General features: G+C 36.9%; 23 protein-coding genes. All 23 read right to left on the minus strand.

The genetic code is table 11. The features are described 5' to 3' along the window. Nucleotides 1-11 precede the first annotated feature (11 nt). The 23 genes from OLM34_RS06280 to OLM34_RS06390 all read right to left on the minus strand — a co-directional run bounded on the left by OLM34_RS06280 (nucleotide 12) and on the right by OLM34_RS06390 (nucleotide 20,168). A complete protein-coding gene (locus tag OLM34_RS06280) occupies nucleotides 12-953 on the minus strand; it encodes a TIGR00180 family glycosyltransferase (RefSeq protein WP_264405984.1) in 942 nt (313 codons plus the stop codon). Further along, nucleotides 946-2,229: a protoporphyrinogen/coproporphyrinogen oxidase gene (locus tag OLM34_RS06285; RefSeq protein ID WP_264405985.1), complete on the minus strand. Its 1,284-nt coding sequence runs from the start codon at nucleotides 2,227-2,229 to the stop codon at nucleotides 946-948. The genes OLM34_RS06280 and OLM34_RS06285 overlap by 8 nt, the downstream gene beginning before the upstream one ends. 88 nt (nucleotides 2,230-2,317) lie before the next feature. Beyond that, nucleotides 2,318-3,217: an NAD-dependent epimerase/dehydratase family protein gene (locus OLM34_RS06290; RefSeq protein ID WP_264405986.1), complete on the minus strand. Its 900-nt coding sequence runs from the start codon at nucleotides 3,215-3,217 to the stop codon at nucleotides 2,318-2,320. Next, nucleotides 3,214-3,903, minus strand: coding sequence for an FAD-dependent oxidoreductase (locus tag OLM34_RS06295; protein ID WP_264405987.1), 690 nt, complete (start codon nucleotides 3,901-3,903; stop codon nucleotides 3,214-3,216). The genes OLM34_RS06290 and OLM34_RS06295 overlap by 4 nt, the downstream gene beginning before the upstream one ends. Before the next feature lie 12 nt (nucleotides 3,904-3,915). Continuing rightward, nucleotides 3,916-5,229 (minus strand): lipopolysaccharide biosynthesis protein RfbH, encoded by a 1,314-nt coding sequence (rfbH, locus tag OLM34_RS06300; RefSeq protein ID WP_264405988.1) that lies wholly within the window; start codon nucleotides 5,227-5,229, stop codon nucleotides 3,916-3,918. A 27-nt stretch (nucleotides 5,230-5,256) separates the two neighbouring features. Next, the gene (gene rfbG / locus OLM34_RS06305; protein WP_264406020.1) at nucleotides 5,257-6,333 is read right to left on the minus strand and encodes a CDP-glucose 4,6-dehydratase; all 1,077 of its coding nucleotides are present in this window, start codon (nucleotides 6,331-6,333) and stop codon (nucleotides 5,257-5,259) included. A 10-nt stretch (nucleotides 6,334-6,343) separates the two neighbouring features. Further along, nucleotides 6,344-7,117: a glucose-1-phosphate cytidylyltransferase gene (gene rfbF / locus OLM34_RS06310; RefSeq protein ID WP_264405990.1), complete on the minus strand. Its 774-nt coding sequence runs from the start codon at nucleotides 7,115-7,117 to the stop codon at nucleotides 6,344-6,346. 92 nt (nucleotides 7,118-7,209) lie between these two features. Further along, on the minus strand, nucleotides 7,210-8,208 hold the full coding sequence (locus OLM34_RS06315; protein ID WP_264405992.1) for a Gfo/Idh/MocA family oxidoreductase: 999 nt from the start codon (nucleotides 8,206-8,208) through the stop codon (nucleotides 7,210-7,212). After that, the gene (locus OLM34_RS06320; protein ID WP_264405994.1) at nucleotides 8,180-9,148 is read right to left on the minus strand and encodes a Gfo/Idh/MocA family oxidoreductase; all 969 of its coding nucleotides are present in this window, start codon (nucleotides 9,146-9,148) and stop codon (nucleotides 8,180-8,182) included. The genes OLM34_RS06315 and OLM34_RS06320 overlap by 29 nt, the downstream gene beginning before the upstream one ends. Continuing rightward, nucleotides 9,141-9,833: an acylneuraminate cytidylyltransferase family protein gene (locus OLM34_RS06325; RefSeq protein ID WP_264405995.1), complete on the minus strand. Its 693-nt coding sequence runs from the start codon at nucleotides 9,831-9,833 to the stop codon at nucleotides 9,141-9,143. Before OLM34_RS06325 ends, OLM34_RS06320 begins: the two co-directional genes overlap by 8 nt. A gap of 6 nt (nucleotides 9,834-9,839) precedes the next feature. Beyond that, the gene (locus tag OLM34_RS06330) at nucleotides 9,840-10,883 is read right to left on the minus strand and encodes a nucleotidyltransferase family protein (protein ID WP_264405996.1); all 1,044 of its coding nucleotides are present in this window, start codon (nucleotides 10,881-10,883) and stop codon (nucleotides 9,840-9,842) included. Beyond that, nucleotides 10,880-12,037: a UDP-N-acetylglucosamine 2-epimerase gene (gene neuC / locus OLM34_RS06335; protein ID WP_264405997.1), complete on the minus strand. Its 1,158-nt coding sequence runs from the start codon at nucleotides 12,035-12,037 to the stop codon at nucleotides 10,880-10,882. The genes OLM34_RS06330 and neuC overlap by 4 nt, the downstream gene beginning before the upstream one ends. Beyond that, on the minus strand, nucleotides 12,038-13,048 hold the full coding sequence (neuB, locus tag OLM34_RS06340) for an N-acetylneuraminate synthase (protein WP_264405998.1): 1,011 nt from the start codon (nucleotides 13,046-13,048) through the stop codon (nucleotides 12,038-12,040). It abuts the gene before it with no gap. A gap of 3 nt (nucleotides 13,049-13,051) precedes the next feature. Continuing rightward, the gene (locus OLM34_RS11470; protein ID WP_413777197.1) at nucleotides 13,052-13,231 is read right to left on the minus strand and encodes an LbetaH domain-containing protein; all 180 of its coding nucleotides are present in this window, start codon (nucleotides 13,229-13,231) and stop codon (nucleotides 13,052-13,054) included. Nucleotides 13,232-13,333: 102 nt separating this feature from the next. Next, complete coding sequence (locus OLM34_RS06350; RefSeq protein WP_264405999.1) at nucleotides 13,334-13,966, minus strand: acetyltransferase; 633 nt, start codon at nucleotides 13,964-13,966, stop codon at nucleotides 13,334-13,336. Further along, nucleotides 13,966-14,964 (minus strand): 3-oxoacyl-ACP synthase III family protein, encoded by a 999-nt coding sequence (locus tag OLM34_RS06355; protein ID WP_264406000.1) that lies wholly within the window; start codon nucleotides 14,962-14,964, stop codon nucleotides 13,966-13,968. Before OLM34_RS06355 ends, OLM34_RS06350 begins: the two co-directional genes overlap by 1 nt. A 4-nt stretch (nucleotides 14,965-14,968) precedes the next feature. Continuing rightward, nucleotides 14,969-15,715 carry an SDR family NAD(P)-dependent oxidoreductase gene (locus tag OLM34_RS06360; protein WP_264406001.1) on the minus strand — a complete coding sequence of 249 codons (747 nt, stop codon included), beginning with the start codon at nucleotides 15,713-15,715 and terminating at the stop codon, nucleotides 14,969-14,971. Nucleotides 15,716-15,726: 11 nt separating this feature from the next. Further along, nucleotides 15,727-16,227, minus strand: coding sequence for a 3-oxoacyl-ACP synthase III family protein (locus OLM34_RS06365; RefSeq protein WP_264406002.1), 501 nt, complete (start codon nucleotides 16,225-16,227; stop codon nucleotides 15,727-15,729). Beyond that, nucleotides 16,211-16,783 carry a beta-ketoacyl-[acyl-carrier-protein] synthase family protein gene (locus tag OLM34_RS06370; RefSeq protein ID WP_264406003.1) on the minus strand — a complete coding sequence of 191 codons (573 nt, stop codon included), beginning with the start codon at nucleotides 16,781-16,783 and terminating at the stop codon, nucleotides 16,211-16,213. Before OLM34_RS06370 ends, OLM34_RS06365 begins: the two co-directional genes overlap by 17 nt. Nucleotides 16,784-16,788: 5 nt before the next feature. Further along, the gene (locus OLM34_RS06375; RefSeq protein WP_264406005.1) at nucleotides 16,789-17,019 is read right to left on the minus strand and encodes an acyl carrier protein; all 231 of its coding nucleotides are present in this window, start codon (nucleotides 17,017-17,019) and stop codon (nucleotides 16,789-16,791) included. 22 nt (nucleotides 17,020-17,041) lie between these two features. Continuing rightward, nucleotides 17,042-18,187 carry a LegC family aminotransferase gene (locus OLM34_RS06380; protein ID WP_264406006.1) on the minus strand — a complete coding sequence of 382 codons (1,146 nt, stop codon included), beginning with the start codon at nucleotides 18,185-18,187 and terminating at the stop codon, nucleotides 17,042-17,044. Then, complete coding sequence (locus tag OLM34_RS06385; RefSeq protein WP_264406008.1) at nucleotides 18,180-19,163, minus strand: NAD-dependent 4,6-dehydratase LegB; 984 nt, start codon at nucleotides 19,161-19,163, stop codon at nucleotides 18,180-18,182. The genes OLM34_RS06380 and OLM34_RS06385 overlap by 8 nt, the downstream gene beginning before the upstream one ends. 501 nt (nucleotides 19,164-19,664) lie before the next feature. Next, nucleotides 19,665-20,168: a UpxY family transcription antiterminator gene (locus tag OLM34_RS06390; protein ID WP_264406010.1), complete on the minus strand. Its 504-nt coding sequence runs from the start codon at nucleotides 20,166-20,168 to the stop codon at nucleotides 19,665-19,667. Nucleotides 20,169-20,250 lie beyond the last annotated feature (82 nt).

A 20,250-nucleotide genomic window follows, 5' to 3' on the forward strand; every position in this document is an offset into this window, starting at 1 on the left:
CAGATCAATAACTAAAAATGATTTAATAGAATATGACTAATTTTCTCAAGTTGGGATCTATTTTTATTGCCAATTGGGTTTATAATTTCATTTTTTTTGTAAAGATTTTTCTTAATAATTTTTTTAATTGAATTAGGAAAAATATTTTTTAATTTTCTTATAATCGAACTAGAATGTTTCAATTGATTCTTTAAATAGGTATCCAATACAATATCAGAATAACCATCAAAGGCAATTGCATCCATAGATTTCTTGAAATGAGAAGAATCTTCTATAAGCATTTTCTTTGGAGCTATACTTAAAGGTAAATGAAGAACAGCCCAATGGTCATCATCGTTTACTTCTCTTACGCCCCAAAGATCATTGAATATTTTTATTCCACCTTTTAAACAAGCACATGCCCCAATAGTAAGTTCAATAAAATTTTCATTTTTAAACTCTGATTTTACAATTACTTCAAAAGCAGATTTAATTACCTCTTTCCTGTACATTGACCATAAAATCTGATGGTAATCTGAAAAAAAAGTTTTAGCGTTGTTTATAGCATCTCCATTAATATTCTTATCCGAATCATACCATTTATACATTTCAAAAAAAATACCGTCAAAATCTTTTTTGAAACCAGCATATTGACCTACAACAGTAGAATATTCGAAGTGATTTTTTAAGAATTCATCTCCCTTAGATAAGGATTCGAGTAGAATGAAGTCATCATCCGCACATAGTGCTATTTTACTCGTATTAACAACCGATATTGCGTTTAAAATCTTCTCTGCAAAATTTAAATTGGGTGTGTGTAGATATTCAATATTTGAAGGTAGAACTCCTGAATACTTTACTTGAGATGAATCACAGTAAATAACCCTTGCATTCAATTCCTTAAAATATTCAATCGATCTTTTTAGATAATGATGACGATTATGGGTAGGTACTATTAGTGTAAAATCATTCATATTTATTCGATAATTTATCTGCAACTTCTTTCCCACTCATTAAACTCTGATCACTCCAAAAATATTCCCATTCGCCAAATCGCCCACATGTATAAATTTCTTTTTCCTTAAGGAATGAATTTACTATAGCCAAATTTTTGCTCCGTTCAAAATCAAAAATGACATTTGCATATTCTACTTCCCTATAATCGCTAACTTCGATATCATTTTTTGACCAGAGTTTCATTATTTCTCCTTTTTGAATAATATGTTCAATTAAATTATCTCCACTCATTCGTTTTGGTCTTAACTTAGAGTAATATGTCTCAAATTGTAATGAACTTTTGTTTTGATGTACATTATTAGGAGACTTTATTGAAGGAGAAAATGCACGTGCTGGTTCAATTTCTTCATCATAAATATAAAACCATATTTTAGGAGATACGTCAGGACGATTAAATCCTAACGAAACTAATTGTCCGGAAGTAGCGTGTAGTTTTGATGCTGCAACTTTTATTTTTTCCGGAACATCTTTGATAATATTGATCAGTTCTGGTAAAGGTATTGAAGATATTAATTTCTCATAATAAGATGATGAGCCATCAGAAAATTCAATCTTCTTACTTTTTAAATCTATTAGAGTAGCTTTCTTATTAAGTTGAATATTTACATCTTTTGCCATGTAATTAAGAAAGGATTTATATCCACCCTTTTCAGGATACCTCATTTCTTTGGCATAATAGAAGTTCTCCTTTTGTTCTTCAAATGCACCTTTTAATAAATCTTCTATTGGTGGCAAACTGAAACGATTTTCGACCCAATTTGTAGTTAAATGATTAGCTTCAGTCGTCCAATATTTTAAGGTGTACTTAATCGGGAAATTTCTTGCAAAATATTCACCGAATTGTGCTAAAAGCCATTCCTCATAATTTATAGGATTATGAATATCAGGCCTTTTAAGAAAATCCAAAATAATTTTTACTTTTTCGTCAGAAGAAAGGGGTGCTAAATTATTTTGTGCTGGATGTTTTAGCCATAATCCTTTGTAATAATTCACGGATTCAGGATAATGTTTAATATAAGGAGTTAATTGTGAAAAAAGTTCTTTTACATATTCATTTTGAGTAAATGAAAGATGAACGAAATAGTCAAATAAAAAACCATTTCTTATAGTAAAATTATTGCAAAGCCCTCCCCATTCATTATTTTGTTCATATAATATATTAGAGATACTGCGTAAATTTAAATGATATGCTGCAGATATACCAGCAATTCCTCCTCCTAATATTGCTATCATTTTGAAAAAATATAATTCTAGTCTATCCTAATTTCATTATTATTGAATAGAATTATAGATATATTGATATTACTTATTGTACATGTATTTACAGAATACTTTCGATAGTCATTTTAAGTCCTATATCCAATGGTACTTGATGATGCCACCCCATCCTACGGATTTTGGCTGTATTTGCTTTTATTTCGGATGGTTCACCTTCCCGCATCGGTAAGGCCCCAAAATTTAAATGGGTTTCAATATGTCGATCAAATTCCTGTTCTATTATACCTTTGATCTTTAAAACAAAATCTTTTATGGATATGGTTTGACTTGTTCCGATTTCGAATTCGTCAAAATTTGTTTGGAAATTGCTTTTTAATAGCGTTACATATGTTTCCGCGACATCATCAACGTAGATAAAATCTCTTTTTTGATTACCATCGGTTAGTTTTATTTCCGGAACATTATTCACCAATTGTTTTATTATCCATGTTACGAATTTACTTTCATCGTCTTTCGGTCCGTACATGTGTTCAAGCATGAGATTGATAAATTTAATTTTTCCTGCATTTGCAAAACTTTTACCCCATTCGGCAAATTGTTTTTTGGAAAGGGTATAATCGGTCAAATATTTGTATTGCAAGGTATCTGTATTAAAAAAGGTATCTGTATTAAAAAAGGTATCTGTATTAAAAAAGGAAGCAATCTCTAAAAGTTTTAATGGGAAAATTAAATTATCAATTACTATGTCACTCGTTTTATTATTGCTTCTGCCATAATTTGTTGCCGTATGGATAATGCAATCGATATGATTTTCCCGGAATGGTAATTCCAGGTCGCATTTATCAATATCGTAAAATTGGCATTTATTTATATTCTCTTTAATTCTTCGTAAATCGGAAAACGATCGTTTGAGAATTATAATCTGATAATTTTCTTTTAAAAGTCGATCTAATATATGACTACCCAAAAAACCGGTAGCGCCTGTGAGTAAAATAGTTTTCATTCCCAATCATCGGTTAATATATTATCAGCTTGTACTCCGTTTCCTAAAAGAAAATTTTTGAATGTTTTTATCATAACAGGTGGACCCGAAATAAAATAGCTATGCGCATTCCCATTTTCTTTGTAGATCTTTTCAATGTTCAGCATTCCCGCTTCGTCTTCATATACATTGTTTATTTTAAACATAGAATTGATAATAGATGCTTTTGCCAATTCTTTTTCGTAAATATTGAAATTTTTATTCCGGTATCCTGCATATAATACAGGATTTTGATAATCAACAAAAGAAGAATCAGTAAAAAGAGACAAGAATGGAGTTATACCTGTACCACCGGAAATGAAAACCGTATGATTTTTATCATGAGGTCGCGTAAACAGATCGCCATAAGGTAACTTTAACCACACTTTCACACCTTGTTTAAGAACCTCTTTCATTCGTTTGGTAAAATCACCTTTTATGGCATACGTGATTTTTATATTATCTTCGCCGGGTGAAGTTTGCATACTAAAACAACGGGAATCAGGCCATTGCCCAATCCCATCATATTCACTATCAATAGCTATATGCAAAAATTGTCCGGGAGAATATTGAAATTTTCTGCCATTACTTGAGAAAGTAACGGTATATACTCCTTCAATTACATTTTCAATTTTTTCAACTGTAGCTTTGTATTTTTTTACGATCATTGTCGGGCTCGCTTAAAATGAAGTAACAAATTCATCAACCGTTTTTTCGATATACGAAAACATCTCATCGGTCAATCCGGGATAAGTTCCAAGAAAGAATGTGTTGTTCATAATACGATCTGTCACATCCAGATTATCGGCAATACGCCATTTCTTATCGACAAATGCCGGCTGTTTGGTCATATTACCGGCAAACAAGTTCCTTGTTTCTATGAGTTTACTATTTAAATAGTTTGTTATTTCGTCACGTTTAAAAGGTGCACTTTCTTTTACAGTTACAATAAAGGCAAACCAGGAGGGATCAGCTCCTTCGGTTGCCTTTGGTAAACTGAAAAACTGTGGATATTTTGAAAATATACGGTAATGTTTTCTGAAATTTTCTTTGCGTTTCTCTCCAAAAATTTCAAGTTTATCCATTTGGGCTGATCCAATGGCAGCCTGAATATCGGTCATTTTCAGATTGTACCCGATTTCTGAATATACATATTTATGATCATAACCAAAAGGCAGATTACCAAACTGCTGCGAAAACCGTTTTCCACAAGTGTTATTTTCACCTCCCATGCAGTAGCAGTCGCGTCCCCAATCCCTGAAAGATCTGACAATACGGGCCAATTGTGCATCATTGGTGATTACCGCACCTCCTTCGCCGGTGGTGATGTGATGTGCCGGGTAAAAGGAAATAGTTGAAAGATGCCCGAAAGTACCGGTATATTTACCTTTATATTTACTGCCAAAAGCATCACAATTATCTTCGATCACCCAAAGATTATGTTCTTTCGCTATCTCCATAATTGCATCCAGGTCGAAAGGATTTCCCAATGTATGCGCGATAAAGATACATCTGGTTTTGTCTGTAATAGCCTTTTTGGCTTGCTGAATATTGATATTATAGGTCTCCTGATCCACATCCACAAACACGGGAACCAAACCATACTGTATAATTGGTGTTACGGTTGCGGGAAATCCTGCAGCTACTGAAATCACTTCATCGCCCGGCTTGAGTCGTTTATCTCCCAGTTTCTCAGAAGTAAGTGACGCAAATGCCAATAAGTTGGCAGATGATCCCGATACGGTCAGTAAAACATTGTCAACACCCAGGTAATCTGCAATTTTTTCGGAAAACTGTTCTGAATATCGTCCTTCTGTTAACCAGAAATCGAGAGATGCATCAACTGCATTCATCAGCTCCTGTTCATCAAACACTCGTCCTGCATAGTTTACCTTGGATTTTCCCGGCGAATAATTATTCTCTCCAAATCGAGCATGATAAAATTCTTTGGTTTTCTCTAAGATTTCTTTCCGTAGTTGTTTGTGATCTGCCATAATTATATAGTAAATGTAGTTTCTGATTTATGAATAATATTCTTCTATTTGATTTTCGGTGATTTTTCTGACATTCTCTCCTCTCAGATATACCTTATTCCATTCTACGATACTTTCAAGTGTTTTATGAATATTCCATCTCGGTTCCCAACCTAACTCTGCTTTTGCTTTTGAACAGTCGAGTTTTAAATAGTTGGCTTCATGAGGTTGAGGATTTGTATCCACAGCATACGAAGCACCATTGCCCCATAAATTGCATAAGGTACGGGTAATCCATTCAACGTTTTTTGCATCTTTATCATCCGGCCCAAAATTCCATCCTCCATCGTATTTAGGACCCTCTGAAAATAATTTTGCAGCAAGAGTCAGATATCCGTTTAACGGCTCAAGAACATGTTGCCAGGGACGGATGGCGTAAGGACTGCGGATAACAACTTTCCGGTTTTGTGAAATTGCGCGGATAAAATCCGGGATTAAGCGATCTCCTGCCCAATCACCTCCACCTATTACATTTCCGGCTCTGGCGGACGCTATTGCTACTCCGTGTTTAGCGTAATCTTTCGGATTGAAAAATGAGTTTCTGTAGGATGAGGTTACCAACTCAGAACAACCTTTGCTATTGGAGTAAGGGTCATATCCACCCATAGGTTCATTTTCCCGATAACCCCAGTGCCATTCTTTGTTTTCGTAACACTTGTCTGTGGTTACGTTTACAATCACTTTTACACTGCTGGTCCGCCGACAGGCTTCCAACACGTTAACGGTACCCATCACGTTGATAGCATACGTTTCTACAGGGATTTTATAGGAATCTCTTACCAATGGCTGTGCTGCCATATGGATCACAATTTCCGGTTTTACCTGGTCAAATACATGGGATAACTGGTCCAAATCACGCACATCACCAATATATGATGTAATCAATTCTCCAATTTTCGCTTCTTCAAACAAGGAAGGAGTAGTAGGTGGCTCTAAAGCATATCCATATACATTGGCCCCTAATTTATGCAATAGGAGACTCAACCAGGATCCTTTAAATCCGGTATGTCCTGTAATTAGTACTTTTTTACCGCTATAGATTCCATCAAACAAATTCTTGTTCATCTCTGCCATGTTACCATTTTATCCAAGGTGCTGTTCCTTTCTTAATCATATCCTCTAGTTGATTTTTATCTCGTAAGGTATCCATGGGTTTCCAAAATCCCTGATGTTTGTAAGTGTATAATTCTCCGTCTTCTGCCAGATTTTCCAGCGGTTCTTTTTCGAATATGGTATCGTCTCCCTCGATGTAATCCAGCACGTTTGGTTCACATACAAAAAAACCGCCGTTTATCCAGGCACCGTCTCCTTTTGGTTTTTCGCGAAATTCGAGCACTTGCTGATTGTCCGCATCAATATTCAGGGCTCCGAACCTGCCTTCGGGCTGCACCGATGTCATCGTGATGCTTTTTTTATGGCTTTTGTGGAATGCCAATAATTTTATAATATCGATATCGGCTACTCCGTCACCATAGGTCAGCATAAAAGTTTCATTTCCGATATAAGGGCCGGCTCGTTTTATTCTGCCTCCTGTCATGGTGTTTTCACCGGTATCCAGCAACGTAACCTTCCACGGCTCAGCATGGTTGGAATGATACTGCGTTACGTTGTTAGCCAAATCGATGGTCATATCTGCCATGTGTCGATAATAATTGGCGAAATATTCCTTTATCATGTAACCTTTATATCCGCATAAAATAATAAATTCGTTGAATCCGTAATGCGAATATATCTTCATAATATGCCAAATGATGGGTTTTCCTCCGATTTCCACCATCGGTTTCGGTTTGGTGGTGGTCTCTTCGGATAAGCGTGATCCCAATCCTCCGGCAAGTATTAAGACTTTCATTTATTTATGGTTTAAAGTTTAAAGAATTACAAATTAACAAAAGAGTAAGCCGAAAAAATGTACTATTTTAAAACAGATAAATGCAAATAAATTCAACGGCTATAATTCCCAATCTTAAGATAGTAGTTATCTATCATGTGTTGTTGCTCATCAAGAGTACAGAAACGACTCAATTCATTATCCAAAAAACATTTGACTTGAAGATAGAGTCCAGGCTTGAACAACCTGTCTAAATCATCATTTAATACAACAGGATTTAATTCTAAACGACCAATTTCCTGTATCTGTAATGCTTCCATGGGCTTAAAATACAAACGATGTTTACTTGTGCATATCTCAACAAACCATCGTCCCGGTGCTTTCCAATTTGCATGGTAACTAAATAAAGCGCCCTTGTCCGTTTTTCCTGCACCAGAAAAGACTGACGCATTCGGATGCCACTCAATGCTACCTGAAGTAAAGCTGGACATTTCAACGGGGTTTCCTCCCAAATAAAATGCTAAATCAACAACATGCGAAGAATTACCTAAAAACCAATATTTAAAGCGTTCACTTCCGTCAAACATTGGAGCGATTTTATGTGCCCATTCGGTAAACTCAAAAACAAATGAAGTTACTCCTCCATCTTCTTTAATAATTTCCTGTGCTTTCAATGTGGAAGCATAGAAACGACGATTGTATGCAAGCAATACGTTTGCGTTTTTTTCTCGTGTTAATTGAACCAAATCGTAAATTTCAGAAGGATTACAGACTCCTGGTTTCTCTAATAGAATAGTTTTAATTCCATATTTTAACAGCATAGTCGCCGTTAATGATAGAGACTCAACATTTACTGTTACTATTGCATGAGACGGGATTTCCGGACTAAGCTTGAGAAAATTTTCTAATCCACCTTCAATTGCATCATGCTGTGTAGCCGCAATAAACTTATCAACATTCGTTTTACCTCTGCCTATTGCAATGTATTCAACATTCAGATTTTTAAGAACTTTTGCATATTCTATGGCAATATTTCCTGTACCGACCAACCATATTTTATTCATATTATCCCCGATTGTATTTTTAAGTAATAGGGCAATTGATTGAATCATTTCTCGTAATTGCATTATAGAAATCTAACAATGATGATATCAATGGCAAATGTAATTTCATTGAATCTTCATATTTAGTCAATTTGATATCTTTATTTAACAAAATAGCCTCGACTACATTACCTGTTAGTTGACTTTGATATGGAACTTGTATTATTTGTGATTTCCAACTGTTATCACTAAATGAAGCCATATAGCCTTTTACTTCATCAATGATAAATTTTTGATTCTGAGTAACGATTGATACTATTGGTGTTGTAGAAGAATTCTCTTGTGAAATAAAATTAAATATATCGCCTCTTTTGGTGAAACCGGTTAGAATACCACAAAATTCAACATACCCTGATCTTTTGCTTGCATATATTTTTTTATTCAAGCCATTTGTCAATAAGGAATATTCTGTTTGTCCTGTTAAGTAGGAAATAATATCAATAAAATGTATTGAATTGCACCCGAGCCCCCAATCGCCTCCTGATACATTCAATATTATTTTGTCCTCTTTGCGGAATGCCTCTCTTATTGTATTATAATAATCATACATTCTCCTTGGACAATTAACCCATGCTCTTATATTATTACTCTTGAGCAAATTATTAACATTGTGGTAATATTTTTCATTTTGAAAAAGTACCTTTTCAAATACAATATTTCTTACATTCTTTTTTTTGATTAGCTCGTTAGTAATTGCGAATCGTGGTGCTGAACCTGTCGCAATGATAACTAAATCCAATTCGTTACTTAAATCATCAAGTGATGATAAAAAACTTACGTCTTTTTTATATTGATTATCTCCAACTTCATTATAACGATTCTCTGCGTTCTTTAAAGATTCTAAGTTAGAATCTACTACCTCAATTGATAACTCTAAACTTGCCGTCTTGATACCCTGTAAATGGCGGCTACCAAGTTGACCTGAACCAACGATTGCTATATTATACATTTAAATTACTGTTTTTCATTTTCAAAATTGATTCAACGATAATCAAATCTAATGGAATATCTATGTCAAATGACGTTAGTTCATCCATAACATACTTCTTTTTTTTAGTAAAGCTACTCAACCCTTTTTCTTTTAACCGTTCAACATTAATTATATAAATTGCCCCATTATACTCGTAATATGACGAAAAGTCTTGTCTTCTTGAACCAGATTTATTAAAACAAAATTCAAGATAACCGTTATCATTTTCAAAACATAGTACTGAAGCAGCATGAGATTTTTTTACCGAAACCACCATATCTAGTTTATTATCATATAAATCCATCGCTTCTCTTACATGCTGAACAGTCCTCAGGGGTGATGTCGGTTGCAGCAAAATAATGACTTCATAATTTATACCTTTAGATTGATAGAAATTTAATGCATGAAGTAAAACATCATTGGTTGTGGCTGTATCTGTAGATAAATGATCCGGGCGTTTGAATGGAACCTTTAAACCATAATCTTCTACAGCTTGAATAATTTCTGCATCATCCGAAGAAACACAAATATTTTCGTCAGAAGTCAGTTGTCGAGCCACATCAATAGTATAATATATTAAAGGTTTACCATTTAAAGGTTTTATATTTTTATGTGGAATTCCCTTGCTTCCTCCCCTGGCAGGAATAATGTATAATATCTTCATATTTATTTATAAATGTTTGACCAATTCCTGTGCTTTCTGATAATCTTCCGGTTTACCAATATCAATCCAATAACCGGTTAAAGGATATCTGATAACTTTATGATTTTTTGCGATAAGCATTTCCATAAAGTCAGTTGCATTATAAAAAACATTATCAGGAACAAGATCCAATAATTTTTTCTTAATTAAATATATCCCGGCATTCGCATAGTAATTGTAAATAGGTTTCTCCTTAACACCCTGAATATCTCTTCCTGCCAATTCAAAAATGCCGTAAGGTACATTCACGGAATATGGGACCGCGGCGACTGACATATCGGCATCGTTTTCCAGAAAATGCAAATAAAAATCTTCGTAATCAATATTGGTGAACAGGTCGGAATTCATCACCAAAACGGTGTCGTTAACAAATGAATCCACAAATTTCACGGAACCCATAGTACCCAGGAATTTTGGTTCCCGAACGCATTTTACCTGAACATGTTGCCTTCTTTCCTTATAATGCTCTTCTAATTGTTCACCTAAATAATTAACCGTAACATTGATATTTTCCAATCCATAACTGATCAGTGCATCTACGTTATAGTCAATAATGCATTTATCTCCTACCTTCAATAACGGTTTAGGTGTGGTTAATGTCAAAGGTCGCAATCGCTCACCTTTGCCACCCGCCATGATCACCGCATCAATAGGAAGTATAGATGAAATCTTATTCAATGCATATACTTTCTCAATTTTACCCTCTTTACTAAGATACGGAAGCAGTTTGATACCCCTCTCCTTGTATTCTTTGATGAGTGATACCTCCTTTTTTTCATCCGAAATAAATCTAAAGGAAGTATGCATAATATCTTTCACGCTATCTGTCAATTGTTTTCCTTGGATCAGTCCGCGACGCACATCTCCGTCTGTAAGAGAGCCCACCATTTTCCCTTCCTGACTGACGATAATTAATGTAAGAATATCGTCTGAGTTTTTGTCTAATGCAATCAATGCATCTTTGATTGTGGCCGAGTCAGGCAAAATATATCGTTGAAAATCTATTATCATTGTATATCGTAAAATGTTTTGCGGCTTAGTCTTTCAGGTGAAAGGGTCTTGAATATTTTCATGATTTGGTGTGAAGCTGTGCCATTTCCATAAGGATTAATAACATTCTCGATTTTCTTCCTGAACTCTTCACTCTTTACTTTTTGGAAAGCTCCGACAATTTCTTCTTTATTAGCATTGCAATTGATGATACTTTCTGCTTGAATCCTTCCTTTTTGTCTGTCTCCGATATTTATCGTGGCTGTTGGAATTGATGGAGCTTCAACAATACCACTAGAACTGTTACCTAAAACAGCCGTGACCTGAGTCATCACAGAAAGGTAACGTAACGTTCCTAAAGAAGTAAATAATACGGATTTCTCCGGGTGTTTATTCACATAGGTTTCCATCATTTGGTTGATGATGCGGCCGTTAGTATCGGCATTGGCTTTTGTAAAAATAAAAAAACTATCGGTTTGCATATCAATAGCTTGAAGCAATTCATTGAATTGTACTTCAACTGATTGATGGGATAATGTCTCCGGATGGAATCCCACCAAATAATTAAACCGGTTAAAAGTGATATGTAATTCTTTCTCTAATTCATCTCTGGAAAGAAGTTGTAAAGATCGGATGTTATCCAAACCAATGGCACCTACGTTATAAACTCTTTCAGGCTGTTCTCCAAGCTGGATTACTCGCTGACGATATACTTCAGTAGATGTAAAATGCAAAGCACTCATTTTGGTGATGGCGTGACGGATAGCATCGTCGTATGCGCCTTCCGTCAATTCACCTCCATGAATGTGCGCAATGGGTATACGAAAAATAAGAGCTGTGGATGCTACAGCCAGCATCTCATACCGGTCACCCAAAATAACCAGTAAATCGGGAGATAATTGTTTGAATGCATCGGCATAACCAATCATTCCCAATCCCATGGATTTGGTAATTCCCTCCTCGGTATCAGATGAAAGCAACATTTCCACTTTTGCATCGATCCTATACCCATCAAACTCTATCTGCCGATAAGTAAGTCCGAATTCAGGCGATAAATGAGCGCCCGTAACGAGGAGTTGTAATGTGAATTCATCATCGGCACTAATCTTTTCAATCAGGGGTTTTAGTAATCCATATTCAGCTCTTGTACCTGTTATGATGCAGATCTTTTTCATTTATAATTCGATGAGTTCGTCTTCCTCAAAATCACGCACCGCTGTCTTTCCAATCACTTCATCCCATTGCATGGGTGATATCCCTGTTCCGGGCCGTTTCACACCAATATTTTCCTCGGAGAAAATTTCGCCTTGATGTATTTTCTTTATTGCGACAATGCTTTTGCGGGCAATTGCAATATTCTTTTGTTCTGATGGCGAAACTTCCTTAAGTCCGCTTCCCGCTAATGCCTTTTCAATATTCCGGATTGCGGAAACCATTGCCTTCAATTCACCGGGTTCCAACGATGCTTTATGATCGGGTCCTTTCATACTTTTATCCAAAGTAAAATGTTTTTCGATCATAGTAGCACCCAAAGCAACAGCAGCAATGGGGACTTCAATCCCCAATGTGTGATCGGAATAACCAATTTTTGTGCCAAATACATGCTGAAGATGAAGCATCGCCTTCAAATTCACATCTTCCATTGGAGTGGGATACTCGGTGTTGCAGTGAAGTATGGTTATATTTTCTTTATTGATCCCCGCATGGGTAAATACTTCCATTGCATCCTTGATTTCCGCTATCGTTGCCATTCCGGTGGAAAGTATCACTTTTGAAAAAAGAGATGCTGCCTTGCGCAAATAGGGAAGATTGGTGATTTCCCCCGAAGGGATTTTAACAATATCTAATCCAATGCTCGCAAGATATTCCAATGAATCGAGATCAAAAGCGGTAGAGAAGAAATTAATATTCCTTTTTTTACAATAATCTATTATTTGTTCGTGTTGTTCTTGGGTCAACTCGAGTTTTTTCAGCATTTCCAATTGACTTTCTCCTGAATTCTGTGAATTTTGAATTTGATAATCGGCTTTTTTTGCTGAAATAGAAACAGCCTTTTCAGCTTTGAATGTTTGAAATTTTATATAGTCTGCACCTGCATCTGCGGCAGCATCAACAAGTCTGAAAGCATTTTCAGTGCTTCCATTGTGATTAACGCCTGCTTCTGCTATGATTATCACGTGTTCCATTCATTATAATTTTATTTTTAATAAGGCAGGATTTCCCGAATATATCCCTTTTTGCTTAAGATCTTTTCTAACCGTAGATCCGGCACCTATGACACACTCTTCTACAATTTCCAAGCCATTAATTATTACGGATTGACTTCCAAAAAAAGTACCGCGCCCTATCTTGCAATTACCATTTATCATTGCCCCTGTGGATATATGACAATATCATATTCGATGAATATTATTTTGCTTCTGTTGTATTATAAGTAGTTCAATTATTGACTTGTAAGTTTTATTATTATTTCAATATTTTAATTTTACTGCGGGATTTCCAATATATGTGCCACTTTTCTTAATGTTTTTTATCACTAAACTAGATGCGCCAATAAGATTGTCATCGCATATTTGGATGTTTTGTAAAATGACAGAGTTGACACCAAATAAATTGTTATTTTCAATTTTTACATTTCCTGAAATATTGCACGAAGTATTAAATTGATTATTATTTCCAATTGTAACATCGTGACCAACAAGAACACCAATATTAAATCTATTAAAAGAGCCTATTTTTATGTTATCAGTAAATATACAATTGTAAGATATAATATTCCCTTTTCCTAAAATACTTTTCCCGGAAAAAATTGTATTTGGATGTATTATATTGGGGAATGAACAAATGTTATTAAATTTATTGATTATATTTATTGTAATCATTGGATCCCCAATAGCTATTGCAGCGTTCGGTTTATTATTTTTACAAATATTTACAAATTGATTTTCTGAAATTATTGAATAAGATTTATTATTTAAGATTACGACAGCATTTGAATTTTCTTTATCTACAAATCCTTTTATAGAGAATTCATTTAATTCGTTAATTAGTAGAGCAACTTCTCTTGCGTAGCCGCTAGCGCCAAATATATATATATCTTTCATTATTGAATTTTTATGATTGTAGCACCCCACGAATATCCCACTCCAAACCCTGCCAATAGAATGTTTCCTTTCAGATTGTTTGTTTTCATTTCTTCATACATCACGATAGGAAGGGTTGAAGAAACCGTATTACCCACTTCACGCATAAAATAGGGGAATTTCGATTCTTCTATTTTCAATTTTTTTCGTAGATAGTTCAACATGAATTTATTGGCCTGATGGAATATAAACGAGTCCACTTCTTCAAAGGGAATATCGTTTTTCTTTAATGTATCTTCTATTAAAGGCGGTACGGCTTTTATGGTGAAATTGAATATTTCGGCGCCGTTCATGTATAAATGATTTGAAGATATGGGATTGCCGTTTTCATCAAATTTTACATCATCGGCTTTTTCGCGATTTCGCATTCCACCCGTTTTTACGATAAGATTTTTTGCTCCTTTACCGTCCGTACCCAAACTAAAGTTTCCGATTTCGGCAAATCCGTCAGTTGAGATCAACGTTGCCGAACCTGCATCGCCAAATAGTGTTCTGTTTCCTTTATCTTTAGGGTGCAAAAATTTGGAATACGTTTCCCCTGTGAGAAGCAAAATGTTGTTGGCAATACCTCCCAACAATAACCCTTTCGCCAACGAAAGGCCATAAACATATCCCGAGCAGCCCAAATTAAAATCCAATGCACCGCATGAAGTGGGTATTTTTAATTTTTTTTGAATTAGGCATGCCGATGTGGGTAAAAAATAATCGGGACTTTGTGTACAAAACAGGATAAAGTCGATCGAACTTTTATCGATATCGTATTCTGCGAATAATTTTTCAGCCGCTTTTGTTGCCAAATCAGCCGATGTTTCGTCGGGTTTGGCAATATGGCGTTGATCGATTCCCACTTTATTGACAATTTTATCCACGCTCCATTCCGGGAACTCTTTTATCAACTCTTCATTGGTTACTACTGTTTCCGGCAAATAATAGCTGATGGCTTTGATATATGCTTTCATAGTTTTATAATAATGTATATCCCCCATCAATTAGCAGATTCGAACCCGTTATCCATTCGGCGGCATCCGACAACAAATAGATAACGGCATAAGCCACTTCCTCCGGTTTGCCGTATCTTTTGAGGGGATAACGTTTCATATCTTCCTTTAATTGCTCTTGTGTTATTTTTCCTTCCGAAAATATATGGGTATCGATCATTCCCGGATTCACGCAATTAACGCGTATTCCTTTGGGAGCCAAATCCAAAGCCATTGCTTTTGCAAGTCCGTTGATTGCACCTTTTGAGGATGAATAAATAGAACCCGCAACCGCCGAACAATATACTCCCGACACAGAAGAAATGAAAACGATAGAAGCGCCTTTTTGCAGTTTCTTCGATTTAACCAATAATCGCGAAAGCTCGGTCGGAGCAAAAAAGTTGACTTCCATCACTTCTTCAAAATCTTTTCGTTCGGCAAAAGGGAAAGGCAATACTTTTGTTAAACCGGCACAATTTACCAATCCGTTTAGTGATGTTATGTTTTCACTTAAATTTTGCACGTCATCTGAATTGGAAAGATCGGCAACTATATAATCCGGCTTATTCCCTTCCATTTGGGCATGTGTCTCTTTTAAGCGTTCTTCATTGCGTCCGGTAATAATGACCGATGCTCCCATTTTGGAACTCTCTATTGCAATAGCTCTCCCGATACCCGACGAAGCACCGGTTACCAATATGGTTTTATTTTCAAGAGAAAAAGGATTGTACATTTTTTTTGATTTTAAATTTCCACTAAATCGGATACGACTATTTCATCTGTTTCAAAATAAACGCTTCCCCACGATAAACCTACACCAAAGCCACAAGCGATATGGGATAATCGATTGTTTTCCAATTTATCTCTCATTTCGGTTACCATTGTCAAAGGAATGGTTGCACAACTTGTATTTCCAAAGCGTTCGATTGAATAAGGAACTTTTTCTGCAGGAAGATTTAATTTTTTCCTGATCTTTTCGTTCATAAATTTGTTAGCCTGATGAAAAATAAAGTAATCGACGCTTTCTAAATTCAATTCAAAGTGCTCGGTTAATTCTTTAATACTTGCAGGTGCTTTAGAAATGCCGAAAGTAAAAACATCCATCCCTTCCAAAATGAGTTGCAGTTTATTTTTTGAAATACCTTCGTCTATTTTTATTTCTTTAAGGGAATCAAAATTAGTCGGATTACGAAATCCACCATCTTCAATTTTAATTACATTGGAACCACTACCATCCGTTTTCAAATTGAACAAGAAATCCCTCCCCCCCCCCTTGAAATTCAAGAGCAGTAGCACTACCCGCATCGCCGAACAAGGGATAAGTGGTCTTGTCGTTTTTTGAACATGTTTTTGATATGGTATCTCCCGCAAGGAGTAAACCTTTCTTTATATTGCCATGACTTAACAAGGAAGTGATTACACTAAGTCCGTATACATAGCCGGAGCACCCCAACAAAATATCCAAAGCAAGACAATTTTCAGAAAGACCCAATCGTTTTTGCAACAAGGGTGAAGTGGCAGGCAAATGATAATCCGGCGTTTGAGTCACGAATACAAGACAATCTATTTCTTCACGATTCCATTGTAAATCAGACAGCAGTTTGTTCGCAGCATGATAACAAAGGTCCGAAGAGCAAATTTCAGGGGAAGCAATCCTTCGGGATATTACACCGGTTGTTTTGCTGAAATTTAAACTCTCTTCCTTTGAAAATAAAGGAAAATCGGAACAAAACTCCTCTTGTTTTGGCACACAAGCACTGATGCCTGCTATTTTTACATTCCGGATTGATAAAAATGCCATCGAGATTATTTTTTACTTTTTACGATCCCGAATAAATCTTCGATAGTATTGGCAGAACGGATATCGTCTCCTTTTAATGCCACCCCATATTGTTCATCCACCATTGCAATAATCGACAATGCCAGTAAAGAGCTCCATTCGTCGAGGTTTTTAAAAACCGTATCTTTTGTAAATACAGAAGAATCGGTTTCTTCAAATTGATTGGCAAAATTTGTAATGAATTCTTGTAGTTCCATATTCTTATATTTTATAAATATATTATTTATTTCTTACACTGCTCGGAATATTTATCACTCTATCGGCAAACCATTGAGTATTGGCTAAGCCGTCATTTTCACAATCTTTGAACATGGGGAGGCGGTTCATCAATTCCCATATCGGACGCGTCATGACACCGTTATCGTTGCTGTATTGTAGAAATTCCTGTTGACTCTCTTTATCCTTCATGATAATTGCATTTAGCCAATAGTTGGATCGACAATTTTCGGGTTCGGTGAAAAAAGTTATGTCGGGATAACTTTCGAAAAAGGTTTTATATTTTTCTGCTGTTTTCCGTTTGTTGGTTATAAAATCATCCAATTGCTCCATTTGAGCACAACCCAAGGCAGCATTGATATTCGGCATGCGGTAATTATATCCAATATGATCATGCACAAATTCCCAACGATGGGGAACCTTGGCTTGGGTTGTCAAATGTTTTGCCAGTTTTCCAAGTTTTTCGTCTTGGAAAAGCAACATTCCTCCTCCTCCGGTAGTAATGGTTTTATTGCCGTTAAAGCTGAGAATTCCAATTTTCCCGAAAGTACCCGTATGTTGACCTTTATATAAACTGCCTATACTCTCTGCGGCATCTTCCACCATTTCCAAATGGTATTTATTGCAAACTTCTACCAATTCATCCAAGTGGACGGGGTGACCGAAAGTATGCATCGGAACACATGCTTTAATTCTTCGCTGTGTCTTTTTATTGTAGCACGTCTTATTTTTTATTTCTGCATTTTCTTTTAACCAAGCCTCAAGAGCAACCGGCGAAAGTCCCATCGTATCTTTATCTACATCGATAAATACAGGAATTGCTCCTATATAACTAATAGCATTGCATGTTGCAATGAAAGTAAGGGCTTGGGTTATTATTTCGTCATTCCTTTCCACCCCTACCAACATTAGAGCCAAATGAAGAGCATTGGTACCATTCACACATACAACGGCTTTTTTGGTTCCGGTATATTCTTCTATCATTTTTTCAAAACGATCTACGAACTTCCCTACGCTGGAAACGAAAGTGGTATCGATGCATTTGTTCAGGTATTTTTTTTCGTTTCCTTTAAATGTCGGTACATGTAAAGGAACGGTTTCCTGTGTGCCATATAAATCATGTATAAAAGCTATAATATTTTCATACATTGTATATATCGTATTTATATTTTTTCAAATTGTTTTTATCGAGAAACCACTTCACCGTTTCCCGCAAGCCGCCTTCCAATGAGTAGGAAGGGGTATAACCGGTTAATTGTTTTATTTTGGTGTTGTCGCCCCGTAAACGGAATACTTCGGAGTTTTTGGGACGAAGCCGTTGTTTGTCTTCCACAAAGGCAATATCGGCGTTCATAATTTTAGCAATCAATTGCAACGTGTTGCGCATGGAAATTTCCTGATTGCCGGCAATATTTATTTCCTGACCGATGGCTTCATCGCACGCTGCCAATTCTATAAATCCCTTGCAGGTGTCTTTTACGTAATTGAAATCGCGGGTAGGCGTAAGATCTCCCACTTGAATTTCTTTTTCCCCGTTTGCTATTTGCGTAATAATAGTAGGGATGATTGCTCTTGCCGATTGTCGGGGACCATACGTGTTAAACGGTCGGGCAATAACGACCGGGAGTTCGAAGGCATTGAAAAAACTCATGGCTATGGCATCTGCACCGATTTTTGTGGCCGAATAGGGCGATTGCGGTTGTTTTGGATGCTTTTCGTCGATCGGCACATATTGGGCAGTACCGTAAACTTCCGATGTTGAGGTTACGATTACCCTGCCAACACCATTTTCCTTGGCTGCCTGACAGATGTTGAGTGTTCCCTTGATATTGGTATCCACGTAACTGTCCGGTGCAATGTAGGAATAAGGAATAGCAATAAGCGCTGCAAGATGGAAGATAATGTCAATATCTTTCGTGATGTGTTTGCACAAATGCGGATCCCTAATGTCTCCCGTTACCACTTCCAGCCGAGGATGATGAATGCCTTCCAACCATCCCCAATCGTTGAATGAATTATAATAAGCCAGTGCTTTTACCCGATAGCCTTTTTCTAACAGCATTTCGGTAAGATGTGAGCCTATGAAACCATCCGCACCGGTAACTAATACTTTTTTACTATTCATTGTTGGGGTTTATTATTTTCGTTTCGTCTGTCATCTTTTTATAGTTTGCCGTCGATGTTACCTTGCAATATGCCTTGTATATGGTAAATCTCGGAGTTTCATTTTTGGGGTTAATGATTGGCAATGCCTTATTTTTGGTGATTTCAAAGGGTGCCTTTTTCGCGTTTTCTTCGCTTCTTGTTCGCTCTTCCTTCGCTATTTGTCCGCTTCAAGGCGAGGAGAAGAGCACCGGATTTCACCGCCCTTACGCAGGACTGATGCGCCTTTCGGCTGCGAAACCGGTCCTGTTTTCATACAGGCTTGGAGCGAGGAAGGAGCGGACTTGGTGCAGTCTTGGAGCGGACTTGGTGCAGTGTTGGTACGGACTTGGTGCGGCCAAGGTGAAATTACTCACAGCTTCGCCCTTTCAGTCCCATGAGCGTTGTTGTCACAGAACCTACTCCTCGTTTTTTTTAACCGGCACGAGCGAAAACGGTTTCGCTGTTGGTTGTCAACCTGCCGTTACCGCAATACTTCCAGCACCTGCGGCGAGAGGGAGACCATCATCACCTGCCGGATGGCTTCGATGCGCAGGGCAACCTTCTGCCTGCCTACGTGCTGTACCAGCTCGCCTTCTATGCCCGTGAGGGGGCCTTGGACGATGCGCACCCGCGTGCCGGGTTGCAGGTCGTCGGGCAGGCATTCCACTTCGAGTTCGGCATCCATCACCCGTTTCAGCGTGTCGATCTCCTCATCGCGCACTACGGCGGGCTTGCCGTCGAAGAAAACGTAGCGCACAATGCCCGGCGTGTTCAATACGTTGTAATAGTGGAGGTGATTGATGCGGACAAAGACGTAGGAACGGATGGCCGGTTCGAGCACCTGTTTGCGCCGGTCGCTCCACTGCCGCATTACCCGCTGCAGGGGTACGTAGGCTTCGATGCCTTGCTCCCTCAGCCGTTCGGCCGCTTTTTTTTCGAATCGCGAGCGCGTGTAAAGCGCATACCATTTGAGTGCTTTGTCCATTTATAGAACCCGATTGCGTTTATTTGCGGATGCAAATTTAGTTAATTCTTTTAATATGGTGTCCGATTTATTGTTAAAAATT

The sequence above is a fragment of the Anaerorudis cellulosivorans genome (assembly GCF_025943985.1).
Taxonomy (GTDB): domain Bacteria; phylum Bacteroidota; class Bacteroidia; order Bacteroidales; family Dysgonomonadaceae; genus Anaerorudis; species Anaerorudis cellulosivorans.